Source organism: Candidatus Sulfidibacterium hydrothermale, from assembly GCF_020149915.1.
Classification (GTDB): domain Bacteria; phylum Bacteroidota; class Bacteroidia; order Bacteroidales; family F082; genus Sulfidibacterium; species Sulfidibacterium hydrothermale.
The window spans coordinates 2,232,451-2,247,496 of record NZ_CP083760.1; the positions used below are offsets into that span (position 1 = coordinate 2,232,451).

Annotated in this window: 7 protein-coding genes; 2 read left to right on the forward strand and 5 right to left on the reverse strand. The window is 43.4% G+C overall.

The annotated features are described in order from the left end of the window. Nucleotides 1-14: 14 nt before the first annotated feature. Entirely contained in the window at nt 15-1,799 is a 1,785-nt protein-coding gene (argS, locus tag LA303_RS09115; RefSeq protein WP_240524963.1) for an arginine--tRNA ligase, read from the reverse strand. A gap of 340 nt (nt 1,800-2,139) precedes the next feature. Between argS and LA303_RS09120 the strand changes: the two genes are divergently transcribed. Together LA303_RS09120 and LA303_RS09125 are read left to right on the forward strand one after the other, a co-directional pair. Beyond that, complete coding sequence (locus LA303_RS09120) at nt 2,140-3,261, forward strand: RsiV family protein (protein ID WP_240524964.1); 1,122 nt, start codon at nt 2,140-2,142, stop codon at nt 3,259-3,261. Between the two features lie 290 nt (nt 3,262-3,551). Beyond that, nucleotides 3,552-9,500, forward strand: a complete 5,949-nt coding sequence (locus LA303_RS09125; protein ID WP_240524965.1) for an alpha/beta hydrolase — start codon at nt 3,552-3,554, stop codon at nt 9,498-9,500. A 71-nt stretch (nt 9,501-9,571) separates the two neighbouring features. On the opposite strand, the gene ilvC is transcribed toward LA303_RS09125, so the two are convergent. From ilvC to ilvD, 4 genes are read right to left on the reverse strand one after another with little or no spacing between them, the layout of a single operon-like run. Further along, nucleotides 9,572-10,618, reverse strand: coding sequence for a ketol-acid reductoisomerase (gene ilvC, locus LA303_RS09130; RefSeq protein WP_240524966.1), 1,047 nt, complete (start codon nt 10,616-10,618; stop codon nt 9,572-9,574). Between the two features lie 40 nt (nt 10,619-10,658). Then, a complete protein-coding gene (ilvN, locus tag LA303_RS09135) occupies nt 10,659-11,204 on the reverse strand; it encodes an acetolactate synthase small subunit (protein ID WP_240524967.1) in 546 nt (181 codons plus the stop codon). Between the two features lie 3 nt (nt 11,205-11,207). Further along, entirely contained in the window at nt 11,208-12,935 is a 1,728-nt protein-coding gene (gene ilvB, locus LA303_RS09140) for a biosynthetic-type acetolactate synthase large subunit (protein WP_240524968.1), read from the reverse strand. 36 nt (nt 12,936-12,971) lie between these two features. After that, a complete protein-coding gene (gene ilvD, locus LA303_RS09145; protein ID WP_240524969.1) occupies nt 12,972-14,798 on the reverse strand; it encodes a dihydroxy-acid dehydratase in 1,827 nt (608 codons plus the stop codon). Nucleotides 14,799-15,046 lie beyond the last annotated feature (248 nt).

The window sequence follows — 15,046 nt, forward strand, 5'->3', positions numbered from 1 at the left end:
TTTTCCCCCGTTTTTTACATTCTTTCGGGAAGCTGAATTCCAAGCAACCCCATGGCCGATCGTAAAACCTGCGAAGTAAAATCAGACAGCAAAACCCTGAAATCGCGTTTGGCTGCATTTTCTTCTTTCAGGATGGAGTAATCGTGATAAAACTGGTTGTATTCTTTAGCCAATTCGTAACTGTAATTGGCAATTTGAGCCGGGCTATAAGCTTTGGCCGCTGCTTTTACCGTTTGCGGAAAATCATATAACATCTGTAATAACGATTTTTCCTTTTTGGCCAATTCCAGGTTTTTATCCACTTCCTTTGGCGAAATACCGGATGCTTTGGCTTTCCGGATCACCGAACGAATACGGGCATGGGTATATTGAATAAAAGAGCCCGTATTTCCGTTAAAATCAATGGATTCTTCCGGATTAAAAAGCATGGTCTTTTTCGGATCCACTTTCAGGATAAAATATTTCAGTGCCCCCATTCCGATCATTTCCCACAACTGCCGCGACTCTTCTTCGGTAAAGTCATCAAATTTTCCTAACGTCTCCGAGGTTTTCTTTGCCGTAGCCGCCATTTCTTCCATCAAATCATCTGCATCCACGACGGTTCCTTCACGTGATTTCATCTTGCCATGCGGCAATTCCACCATTCCGTACGACAGATGATAAATTCCGTCGGCCCAGCTTTTCCCCAGCTTTTTCAGAATCTTCTGTAATACTTCAAAGTGATAATTTTGCTCATTCCCCACTACGTACATCAGCGTTTGCGGATGATAATCATCATAACGCAACTGGGCAGTACCCAGGTCCTGGGTCATATAAACCGATGTTCCGTCAGCCCGCAACAGCAGTTTTTCATCCAGTCCTTCGTCCCGTAAATCACACCATACCGAGCCATCTTCTTTGCGGTAAAAAATTCCTTTTTCCAGGCCATCCTGCACCAGTGCTTTTCCCAACAAATAGGTATCCGACTCATAATAGATCTTATCAAAATCGACTCCCATGCGCTTATAGGTAACGTCAAAACCGGTATAAACCCAACGGTTCATCTCTTCCCACAAACGGCGCACTTCAGGATCGCCTGATTCCCATTTTACCAGCATGGCCTTGGCTTCCTGTATCAGCGGAGCTTTTTGAGCGGCTTCTTTTTCATCCATCCCGGCAGCCACCAGTTCGGCAATCTGTTTTTTATATTCTTTGTCAAAAAGCACATAAAAATCGCCTACCAGTTTATCGCCTTTTATCCCCGTATTTTCCGGTGTTTTTCCGTTACCCCATTTCTGCCAGGCCAGCATGGATTTACAGATATGGATTCCCCGGTCATTCACCAGATTAACTTTATACACTTTCCTTCCGTTGGCTTTTAAAATTTCGGCCACCGACCAACCCAATAAATTATTCCGCACATGTCCGAGATGCAACGGCTTGTTGGTATTCGGTGACGAATATTCGATAACTACCGGAGGTTCATCATTTTCCGGTTGAAAACCAAATCTTTCACTGGAAGATGCTTCTTCAAAAAACTGTAACCAATAACGGTCTGAAACATCCAGATTCAAAAAACCTTTTATGACATTAAAACCGGTAATTTCATCCATTTCGCTCACCAAACGACTTCCCAATTCTTCGGCAGTAGCTTCCGGTGCTTTATGCGAATAACGCAACAAAGGAAAAACTACCACGGTCAGATCGCCGTCAAACTCCGGGCGTGTTTTCTGTATCTGGAAATTTTCCGGTGCAATTTCCTGTCCGTACAACGTTTTTACCGTTTGTGCCAGGGCTTCAGCCAGCTTCTTTTCTAACATTTTATATCCTTATTAAACCAACGATTTATTGAACCGGCAAAATTAGAAAAAAAGTTCATCTTTCCGGAAAACAACAGACTGAAAGCCTGTTTCATCAATACGAATAAAAACCAACAAAAAAAAACGGATCCCTTTCTTCCGGCAGGAAATATTTTAGCTCCGGCCTTTTTGAAAAAAACAAAACATCTTTTTCCTAAAGCAGAAAATATTTGTGACTGAAAAAAGTACGGCATCACCCGTGTCTCGACACGCAAAAAAGACAAAAAAACTTCTTTTGTTTCTCATTGGTTCCCGCAATTTATTCCTACCTTTGGCAACGCAAGGTTTCTATTTTAAAACAATGATTATCAAGAAATTATATTTCATACTTATTCTTTTTATTGCTTTTCCGGCAGGAAGTATAGCCCAACAAAAAACAGGGTACACCCACATGAAAGGAAAAGTGGGAAATAACATTCCGGTGAACGGCAATTTTCAGCGTTCAGGTTCGCAGATGGAAGGAAATTATTCGTACAATCTATATGTAGATGACAGCCTGTTGCATTTGTCGCATATCATTACGTTATATGGCGATATTGACAAACACAACCACGTTATTTTTAAACAGATTCAGGGCAATGATACCGCTCTATCCGGCCTGTTTACCGACCACCGGTTTTCCGGCTCATGGTATGGACCCGACAGTACGGTTTTGCCATTTGACATGACCGAGCAATATGATAGTGGCAGTTTACCCATGCAGGTATATTATTTGCATTCGGATAAAGAACTCTTCAGCAAAATACCCGGCAGCCCGACAGCTGAAATAGAGCTCACCCTGCTTTATCCGGAAGAAAACAGGAATATCCCCAAAGCGATAACCGATTCGGTCGTGAAATGCATTCAACAACAATTCTTTGGGATATTTCAACCGGAACAAACCCCACAGAACTTATTGTTACACAGCGAGAAAAACTTTTATCAGGAATTTACCGAGTTTAACAAAAACTGGAAAACAAACCGCAAGCAAGGCTTTAACCTGGAAAAAAAATCCCAAATGACCGTCGTTTTTAATGATTATCATCTGCTTTGTTTGCAATATAAAAAACGGGGCTATGCCGGACGGGGTAATCCGATGATTCATATTACCTACGATATTATTAATCTGAAAAACGGCAAAAAACTTACTCCTGCCAATATTTTCTTCCCGGAAGCCGATACCGTCCTGAGGCAGCTTATCAACCAAAAAATCAGAGTGAATAATGGCCTGAGTGACACCATTTCTTTAAAAAAAGCCGGTTTTTATACCAATACGGTCCCCCTTACTCCAAATATAAAATTTACCGGAAACGGGATTACTTTTGTTTACAATGTTTATGACATTGCCCCTCCGTCCTTTGGTATTCAAAAGGTTTTTTTGCCCTTTTCTGTAATCGGGAAATACATCCGTCCTGCATCGATAATGTTTCCATTAAGCCGGTAGTTAAAAAGATGCTTTTTGTAGGCAGATCCTACAAAACACCTGATCATCCCTTTTGTAAATTACCATATTTCAGCTGTTTCCTGATTTTTTTATTCTATCCGCGAAATAAAAAAAAGCTTGTCTTTGTGTTTTAATTTTTAATCATTTATCCCTATCTTTGTGATGGAGTTACGGATTTTTTCGTAAAAAAAACAGCAAACCCTTTTTTCTTATAAAAGACATAAATCTTTATAAAACAATGAATTGCTCCATTAAGTCATTTCCATTTAATTCAACAAAGCCATATCATTATGAAAATAAAACTACTTTTTATTCTATTTATTCTTAGTGCATCTTTTGGAACAACTCAAGCTCAGGAACAAAGCCCAAAATCGCCTCCTACCTTTAAACAAACCTATGCTGTTACTTTTGCCAATGGGGAAAAGGCCTTTTTATCCGGTTTCTTGGACAACATCGAACTTCAAAATAACACACCGGATCATTTGCAGCATGCCTGGATTACAGGATTACCAAAAGACAGTATTCAAATTCGTTATAATGGCCCAGGAAAATTCAATCTCTATGTTTTAGATACACTGGTCGCACAATTTGAAATAATAAAAAAAGATGACAAGCTAACCTGTACCCTGCCCGACCGCATCACTTTACCTTTCAACTATGTTGTGTCAGCACCAGCCGGACAAAAAATTACAATTTGTTCATTAGACGGGAAACCGGTTGCACATAAAACCGTTAATCAAAAAGGATTTCTGTTTTTCCAACAAGACAGTGCTTATTTTTCCAATAAATTTTTATGCACCCATTTTCCCCACGGATTCACGCAAATCAAAGTTTTTGAACAACGAAAGGCTCCGTATGCTTTCCAATTGAAACAACATCTTATTCCGTTTAAACCAACAGACAAACCGATAAAAGCTGTTCTCCGGCAACACGGCCCGTCACAATACAACGAAAACATTGTTCACAATATCAAAAAAAATACTTTTTATGCCATTACGTCCGTTGCTTTTCACCTGAATGGAGAAAAATATCCCTGGCTGCTTATTTATGATGCCGGAGAAGACAAAAGTACCGCTCAGGAAATCCCGGTTACCGGAAACCGGAAAGCCCTGGCTACCGACATCTTTTTGAATGACAAAGGTAATCCCGTAATTGTCATTTCCCAGCAAGACCCGAAAACTTACGATTACTCAAACATCTTCTACCTTTTATCAGAAAATAACACACTGGAAAAAACCCATTATCCGGAATATCCCCGCTACCGGTTCAAAAATTTTGTTGTGGATGGCGGCAGCTGGATTATTCCTACTTATCATGGTATTGCACTCACCCCGGGAGCACATACTTTTAAAGTACGGTGCACCGACAAAAACGGAACAGTAAAAACTTCTTTTGAGTCATTTGAGGTACTGTTTCAACCCAAACAAAAATATTTTTACCAGATAGTAAAAACAGGCGATACCAGCCAACATTCCGGCACTTATTATCCGGACGGGATGGGAACCAAAGCTGCCGAATTTCGAAGCATGAACCTGAAAGAATGTGACTTATCGGTAGACGGTAGTGCACCGATACCTTATTCTTACCAAGACCCGGACCGATTAAAAAGTATTGGGTATGCCGATTGGGAGAATGAAGCGGAAAAACAAAAAGCACTGGAAAATGTTCCGGTCAGACCCGGCTTAGAACCGGATGAAAATCCGTGGGGTAACGTCCTTACATTTTTTCCGTTTCAACACGTAACAGGACCTATTAACCTTTGGGAAGGACCTTTCCAGGAATTGAGATACCAGCTCAAACAAATCAGCGGGAAATATCCTAACTGGTCGGAAGCCCGGAAGCACTGCGAAGACCCGGTAAAATACGATGACAAATATGTCTGTTATAAAGTCAAAATCGTTTCCGTTTGTCCGGAAAAGTATGATTACTCGATGGAGAATGGTAAAGCGGTTACCGACACAGCTGCTCTTTATTGCAAAAAAGGCAAAAAAGCGGTTTATATGCCCCACGGGCAAAATATTCTGCTGGTCATTTCTGCTCCGGGATACCGCGCTCAAACCATCGAATTAAGCAAAAAAGACTTACAAGTTTCTGACATCCACCTTAACGGAACCGTTTCCGGTCCTGACCGGAAACCGATAAAAGGAGCCAAAATACTGCTTGTCGGACAACATTCTTCTTTTGTTACTGACAGCACCGGACATTACACCCTTACCGGCAAAGCCCACGGCAATGAACCATACACCGAAACCATTAATGTATCCCTTGAACCTATAGGAGTTGAAGTTTTCAACGATACACTTGGAATGGCTGACACAATAAAATATTTTGGTATTGTAGCCGATGGATTCAGCACACTAAAACTCCACATAAAATTAAACGGTATTGATCCTGCTACGGTTGTGGTACGCCCACCCGAGCTGGGAAATTTTATTACTTCTGATTCCGGACATCGTGCTTTGGTATTTCAAAACCAACAAGCTACACTTGAATATGTACCCCCTGCTTACCTTCGTTATTACAATTTAAACAAACAACTTGATATTGATGAGGCTTACAAAGGAAATCACGGAATGTCAGGAAATATTTGGGGAGCCGAAGTTCCGGTTTCCATTGCTTATGAAGACAAAGACGGAAATCCCGGAACCATGCTTTTCAACATCATGGTAGTTCGCCCCCCGGTGATGCTCATTCATGGTTTTACCGGAGACGAAAAAACCTGGGAACATCTGGCCGTACAATTACGAAATGACAAATTTGACGCCATCATCCGTGAATATTACAAAGGGCCTATAGAAACCTCTGCCATTGAAAATCAAGCACAAAAGCTGAATCGCTACATTAGCGAATTACAGCACGTTTATTTTAAAAATCACATTCTGCTCAACCGGGTGGATATTGTGGCCCACAGTATGGGCGGACTCATCAGCCGATACTACATCAGCAACATGCCTAAATACGGCAAAAAAGCCGGAATTGTCATTCCTTATGATGTGAAGCTTTCGCGAAAACAACTGGCTGAAAACCGGTTTAAAGAGCCGGTGATCATCAACGATGTCCGAAAACTGATCATGGTAGGAACCCCCAATCACGGGGCTTCGTGGATTGATGAAAAAATCGGGGCGTTGAATGCGCTGTTCTCTCAGGAACATCAGCTGGCTAATGAAGAATTACGTTATGATTCTCCTTTCCTTGCCCAGCTAAATGCAGGAGAAGCCGAAGGACGACATCTTGACCCCAATGTACAATATGCCGTTTTATACGGGTTACGGCGGCGTTCCCAATTATATCCTTTTGACAACGTTCTGCATCCGGTAGAAACAGCTTTACGCAAACTGGTAAATGATGATGGTGTGGTTTCAAAACAATCAGCACAACTCAATGGGGTAATGAGTTATCATTTCCCTGAAAATCTTGAAAAATATTCATACGGCTATCTTCACACACCGCTGCTGGCAAACCTCTGTGAAGGAGATGCGTCAATTACTAATGATTCTTTGGTTTTCAGTAAAATAGAAGAATTATTACAGGAAGATATCCCACGTCTTCCTCTCAAAAACAGCCTGTCGGAAATATTCCGGGCCAAAGGCAGGGTTTATATGCGCTATTATGCGACTCAGCATTGGATTCCGGTTCGTACGCCCCTTTCTCCTGACAACATCAAAACACTTCCCTACAACTTCTGCCGGATAAAAACCCTTAACGGAACGGCATCACTGGGATTTTTATTGAACGGACACCATTGGGGCACGCTTAATATCGAGCCAAATACTACAGTTTACTGTGAAATGGCATCTCCGGAATTTGTCCGGATTTATTTACAACAGGGAAAAGCACGCTTTTTATCACGGAAACAAAACGGAAACAGCTTTGAAGTGGTCATGGGTGATAAAACCGGTGAAAAATGGTATGCTTTTAACCCCAAGGCAAGAGTAAAAGATTTAAATACCGATTTTATTGTAGAGCACGACAGCATAACAGCTGTACACTCTCTATCGGGCATCGTAATGATGACGGTGGATACAAACGCAAAAAGCAAACCGGTTTCAAAAACCATTGCTCCCCGTAAAGGATATCTTTATACTTCATCCGGAAAACTTAAGGTTGACTTACTGCCCGATACCGGCTGGTGGACCCATATTGACACCACCTTTTTACCGGATGAACAAGCTGATACTCTTTCGTATGCCCTTCCAAAGAAATTGGTTCACATCCGGTTTACCACTCCTTATCTTCCGGTCGCCGGATTCTCTTCTTTACAAATCAAAATTGACCGGGACACCCTTCAGAAAGATTCTCTGCTTTCTTATTTCCGAACCATTGTCCGGCTATCCAATGCTTACGCATTACCTTTTGTTTCTATTACTAATCCGGACGGAACAACAGACAGCACCGGCACATACCAAACAGACATCACTTTACGTGAACCGAAAAATGAAGACATCCCCAATTTTGAAAAACTACCGTTAAAAGCCAAGTTTCACATTCAGCTGGTGCTTTCCGGTACACATCACGTGGTTTATGAGAAAGACACAGTACTTCCGCTTGGCATGACACTTTTATACGGACAAGTTACCGGTCCTGACGGGAAGCCACGATATCAACCTTCACCCCCTTATTTTTCCGGAGCCATTTACCATTTGTTAAGCCGTGCCGATACCAATGGACGATTTTACATTTTATTCAATACGACCTCTTATCTTAATAATATTAAAAAGCTCTCGGATTATGCTTCATCGCCAGACCACCAACATTCTGTTTCGTTTGAACTTACATGGCCCAAAAACTGTACTTTTCCGTTGAATTACAAAATACCGGACAGCCTGCAAAAACAGTTTATTCCCGGAATGAAACTAAAAATCGGGAACCATGGTTACGTGGATCTTTTAACTCCGGAAGAACAAGAACAACGGGTTAAACAAATGGCGACTTCATTTATCGGGGAAATGCACCTTAAGCCGGAAAACAAACAACAGCTTATTAACAAACTTCATGCGTTGGAATGGATTTATAACGCAAAAGTAAAAACACCGGTTTATCTTGAAAAAGAAGGGAAAACACCGACTATGTCCATTCCTTTACCCAAACAGGTTTTCTGGAACAATGCTTTTTATGATACGACCGGGAATTCTTATGTCGGAATTTTCCAGGCCATCGGACAGTTCCTTGCCCAGGATTTATGCTTTGACAAACAGAAAGCAGGTCACTCCATGCAGCATCAAAGCTCTAAACCTGCTCCAGACAGCATGTTAATACCCGGTTTCAACCCGAAAGACTACATCTCTTTTGAAAAAACAAATAGCCTATTTTTCCAAACGTTGATGGTAAACTTTTTAAAAAAACAAAACCATCCGTTCCTCACAAAATCATTGTATTCTTTCGTTCTTCTCAAAAAAGATCAGGAGCAGGAGCAAAATACCGGTGTACCCGCTTATTCCAACAGCAACAGGCAACTTCAGTTTTTGATTGCTTATTACCATTCATTTTACAAAACCGATCCGGCCAAAGTTTATGCCGACTTTCTTTTAAACAAAAAACTGTATGAAACCTTTTCAGGCAATGGAATGCCGGCCATGACTTTTAAACAATGGCTTATTTCTAAAAAAGCTTTTTATACAAATACATACTTTGTCCACACATCCGATCCTTTAACTTTTGCCCGGAAAGAGCATATCCTAACCGGTAATTTAAAAGCGATTCTTTTCCCCCAGTCAGAATTTTCGCAATGTTCACTGGAAATCAATGGAAAAAACATTACCGGTTTCGAACAGATTCCGGCCTTAACCATTGACACCGGACAACAGATAACGGTCATCCGTGGGAAATTCAGAATTCAAATACCGGCCCTGGGGGTTTATAAACTTGTGGACATTACCCCTGTTGCCCTGTCGAAAAAAGGAATCCCGGCCCGGTTTGAGATGAAAAACGATACGTTACTGTTACCTGTTTTAGGAAACTTTCATTTTTTGGCCCCCCTGACATTCAAAATTCCGGCTGCTGTCATTCAAGCGCAAAGCAATAATTTTGTCATACGGCTTGACGGAAAACGAGCCGTCATTTCTGTCTATGAAGGTACTGTTACCGTAAAAAGTATAAAAGAAGAACTAACAGTAGCCAAAGGCCAATACATCTCGGTTGGCAAAACAGGAAATATCAGTAAAATCAAAGAAACCGCAAACCCTGACACTCAGGATACTGTTTTACTAAAAATACCGCCTGTTCCTTTTGAAACAAGATAACCATAAACCAAAAAGCCCCGATTCTTTCCAGATCGGGGCTTTTTGATCAAAATAATTGGTATAATATTTAACTACCGTTTTTCCGGGCGCAGTTTGCGTACGGCAGCACCGGCCTGCCACATTTCGGAATTGTGGATTTCGTCCAGTTCCTTTTGTAATTTCTCACGATAGTCGGGCTGGCGGTTGGCTTCGATGGTAATCCGCGCTTCGTTGCCACTGGCCACGCTTTCGTACAACTCATCAAAAACGGGGGCTACCGCATCACGAAAACGGTTTTTCCAGTCGAGGGCTCCCCGCTGGGCAGTGGTGGAAGTATTGGCATACATCCAGTCCATTCCGTTTTCGCCTACCAGCGGCAACAGGCTCTGTGTCAGCTCTTCCACGGTTTCGTTAAACGCTTCAGAAGGAGAATGACCCTTTTCGCGCAACTTATTGTACTGGGCTTCCATAATGCCGGCAATGGCACCCATCAGCACCCCGCGTTCGCCGGTTAAATCGCTGTAAACTTCTTTTTTAAAGTCGGTTTCAAAAAGATATCCCGAACCTACGCCCACGCCGAGTGCCAGCACACGATCTTTGGCTTTGCCGGTGGCATCCTGATAAATGGCATAACTCGAATTGATTCCTTTTCCGGCAACAAAAAGTCTCCGCAGCGAGGTACCGGAACCTTTGGGCGCTACCAGAATGACATCCACATCTTCAGGCGGAACAATGCCAGTTTGTTCGCTAAAAGTAATGCCAAATCCATGTGAAAAATAGAGTGCTTTTCCGGGGGTCAGGTGTTTTTTAATCACCGGCCACATGGCAATCTGTCCGGCATCGGAAAGCAGATACTGGATAATGGTTGCTTTTTCGGCTGCCTCTTCAATGTCGAACAGGTCTTTTCCGGGCACCCAGCCGTCTTTTACCGCTTTGTCCCAGGTAGGTGAGTTTTTCCGCTGTCCGACAATCACGTTAAAGCCATTGTCTTTCAGGTTGAGCGACTGGCCCGGTCCCTGTACGCCATAGCCAATCACGGCAATGACTTCGTCTTTTAACACTTCGCGGGCTTTTTCCAAAGGAAATTCTTCGCGGGTAACGACGTTTTCTTCCACGCCGCCAAAATTAATTTTTGCCATAGGTATTCTTTTTTTTTATGGTAAATGAAAAAGTTATTTATTATTTCTGATTTCTGCCGGCTTCCATCTCTTCGAGATATTGAACCAGCTCTTTTATCTGCCGGGTAACGGCTACACGTCCCGAGCGGGCAAACTGCAAAACCCCGTACGGATACAGTTTTTCAAACAGCTCGGTGGTTTCTTTTTTGTGTCCGGTACGTTCAATCACCACATATTCGGGGGTAATCTCCAGAAAATGGGCATGATTTCGCCGTACAATCTGTTCAATTTTGTTGCTCGCCATCAGTTCGTCGGTACGCACTTTATACAAAGCCACTTCTTCGTGGATGATATCCTCGTTGGTGTGCACAAAAACTTTCAGCACATCAATGAGTTTTTCCATCTGTCCGGCTACTTTTTTAACCAGCTCATCGGTTGTAATGACCACCATGGTTATCAGATGGACCCCTTTTACCGCCGACTCGGAAGCCGTGATACTTTCAATATTGATTTGTCTTCTCGTTAAAATTACGGTAACCTGATTTAAAACCCCAATATGATTTTCCGTAAAAAGAGAAAGGGTGAATTCTTTTTTTTCTTCGGCCATGATTTATTGATTATTAGGTTCGAGAATAATTTCGGAAACCGATTTTCCCGGTTCAACCATCGGGAAGATATTACCTTCCTTTTCGATGGAAACTTCCAAAAGATAAGCTGTTTTGGATGCCAGCATTTCGTCGATGGCATCATTCAGTTCGCTGCGGTCACGCACCAGACGGGCCGGCACACCAAAGCCTTCGGCAATTTTTATAAAATCCGGATTGACCATCTCGGTAGACGCATATCTTTTGTTGTAAAACAAATCCTGCCACTGGCGGACCATTCCCAGGAAATTATTGTTGAGCAGCACCATTTTTACAGGAATCTGGTATTGCATAATCGTTCCCAGTTCCTGAATGGTCATCTGAAAACCACCGTCGCCGGCAAACAAAACCGTTTGATGCTGCGGATCGCCAATGCCGGTACCTACGGCAGCAGGCAGACCGAAACCCATGGTACCCATTCCGCCGGAAGTAATCAGGCTGTTGGGACGGTTAAACTGATAATAACGGGCAGCTGCCATCTGATGCTGTCCTACATCAGTGACCACATTGGCCTGTCCGTTGGTTTTTTCGGAAACCAGCCGGACCACCTCACCCATTCTGATTTTTCCGTTGGCAGGACGCGTTTCGCGGTTAACCACCTTTTCAATCTCTTTCTGTTCGAGCTTGCGGAAACTATTGAGCCATTCGGGATAGCTGTTTTCATGAACAAGCGGAAGCAACTGGTTTAAAGCTTCTTTGGCATCGGCATGAATTTCTACATCCACCTGCACATTTTTATTGATTTCGGCTTTATCGATTTCAATGTGAATGATCTTTGCTTTTTTGGCATATTCCGAAAGCTTTCCGGTTACCCGGTCGTCAAAACGCATTCCGACAGCAATCAACAAATCGGCTTCGTTGGTATTGACGTTGGAACTGTAACTGCCGTGCATACCGAGGAATCCTACAAACTGCGGATGATTTGACGGAAAAGAAGACAACCCGAGCAAAGTGGTAGCCACCGGAATACCTGTTTTTTCGGCCAGCTGCATCAGTTCTTTTTCGGCTTTGGCAATTAAAACTCCGTGACCGGAAAGAATCATCGGGCGTTGTGCCTGATTTATCAAATCGGCAGCAGCCTGAACCACATCCTTCTGAGGACGGGCCATATTGGGATTATAACTACGAATCCAGGTGCATTTTTCGTAATAAAAATCAACCGTATCCAGCAAAGCATCTTTGGTAATGTCAATCAACACCGGGCCCGGTCGTCCCGTACCGGCAATGTAAAATGCTTTGGCCATCACTTCAGGAATTTCTTCCGCTTTGCGGATTTGATAATTCCATTTAGTAACGGGTGTGGAAATTCCCAGGATATCTGTTTCCTGAAAAGCTGCACTTCCAATCAGGTTGGAAACCACCTGTGCCGTAACAAACACTACCGGAACCGAATCAAGATAAGCATTGGCAATACCGGTAACCAGGTTGGTAGCTCCCGGCCCGGAAGTGGCAAAACACACGGCGGTTTTTTCGGTCACCTGTGCATAAGCCTGGGCAGCATGGGCAGCTCCCTGTTCGTGCCGGGTAAGAATATGCCTGATGGTTTTATCTTTTTCTTTTTCCATCAGTTCATCATAAATAGGCATGATGGCTCCGCCCGGATAACCGAAAATGGTATCCACGCCCTCTTCAAGCAGCGACTGCACCACTGCCCGGGCACCTATCATCGATTCTGTTTTTTTCTTTTCTTCCATAGGAAATTAATTATCAGGATTAAACTATTTACTTATTTAAATTAACCGGACGGCTCCCTTGTCGGCCGAGCTGACCAAACGGGCATAAGCCTTTAAAGAAGCGGGGATATTCCGGTTTCTGTGCAACGGGGTATAAGCCGCATCGCCACGGACGAGTTGTTTTTGTTTTCTCTTTTCCAGTTCTTCGTCCGAAACACACAAATGAATCTTCCGGGCAGCGATATCAAATTCAATAACATCCCCATCTTCGATCAGGGCAATCTCGCCGCCGGCCGCTGCTTCCGGTGAAATGTGGCCTATCGACAGCCCGGATGTCCCGCCCGAAAACCGGCCATCGGTAATCAGTGCACAATCTTTATCCAGCAACTTCGATTTCAGGTAAGAGGTGGGATAAAGCATCTCCTGCATGCCGGGGCCGCCTTTGGGACCTTCATAACGAATGACCACCACATCGCCTTTTTCCACTTTTCCGGTAAGAATACCTTCAACAGCTTCTTCCTGCGACTCAAAAACCTTGGCCTTTCCCGAAAAGGTAAACATGGAAGGAACTACACCTGCCGTTTTCACAATACACCCCGAACGGGCAATGTTTCCAAACAGAACAGCCAGTCCGCCATCCTGATTATAAGCATGTTTCACATCGCGGATACATCCGTTTTCGCGATCCAGATCCAGGGTTTTAAAATGATTGTTTTGGGAAGCCATGCGCAGGTTCCGTACAAAAGCCGGGGCACTCGAATAAATTTCATCGGCTTCGGCAACGTGTGTATCCCGGTTGATATCATATTTTTCAATGGCCGTTTTTACATCGCCGGTATCCACCCTTTTTACGGAAATATCCAGCAAACCGGCTTTGTCCAACTCGCCCATAATGCCAATTACACCACCGGCACGGTTTACATCCTGCATGTGGTAATGCGAACTGGGTGAAACCTTACACAGGTTAGGGATTTTACGCGATAAAGCGTCAATATCTTTCATGGAAAAATCCACCTGGGCTTCATGGGCAATAGCCAACAAGTGCAATACCGTATTGGTGGAACCGCCCATGGCAATATCCACCGACATGGCATTCACAAAAGCTTCGCGTGTAGCAATGGATCGCGGCAAAACACTATCATCGCCGTCGCGGTAATAACGGAAAGTATTTTCCACTATCAGCTTGGCTGCTTTTTTCAGCATCACCTCGCGGTTTACGTGTGTGGCCACTACCGTTCCGTTACCAGGCAAAGCCAGTCCGAGTGCTTCGTTCAGGCAGTTCATCGAGTTGGCCGTAAACATTCCGGAACAGGAACCGCACGTGGGACAGGCTATTTTTTCCACCTCCGCCAGTTCTTCGTCGCTGACCGATTCATCAGCCGCCAGCACCATGGCGTCCACTAAATCGTAATTTTTCCCTTTGAGCGAGCCGGCTTCCATGGGGCCGCCCGAAACAAAAACCGTCGGGATGTTCAGGCGCATGGCAGCCATCATCATACCGGGTGTAATTTTATCGCAGTTGCTGATGCAAATCATGGCATCCACGGTATGAGCGTTACACACATATTCCACACTGTCGGCAATCAAATCGCGCGACGGCAAAGAATACAGCATCCCGGAATGTCCCATGGCAATCCCGTCGTCGATGGCAATGGTGTTAAACTCGGCTGCAAAACATCCCTCGGCTTCAATCAGCTTTTTTATCTGCTGACCGGCCTCATGCAGGTGTACATGCCCCGGAACAAACTGTGAAAAAGAATTCACAATGGCAATAACAGGTTTTTTAAACTGGCTTTCCTGCATGCCGTTGGCGCGCCAGAGACTTCTTGCTCCAGCCATGTTTCTTCCCGAAGTGGAAGTTAAACTTCTTAACGGATAGCCCATAATTTTTTGTTTTATTAAAAAAAAAGCTCCCCGGTTTTATTACCGGAGAGCTTCATACATTTTGTTTTTATTGTGTCGTACGGGTCTCCGGCCTATGGTGAAATGACCACAAGCAGAAGGACAATAATAATGTGAATATTACTAAAAACCCGTTTCATTTTTTATCATGATTTCAACGGGGTAAAAATAGAAACTATTTGAAAAAGTCAAGCTCTTCGATAAATTTTTTAACAACAAAATAGTTTCAA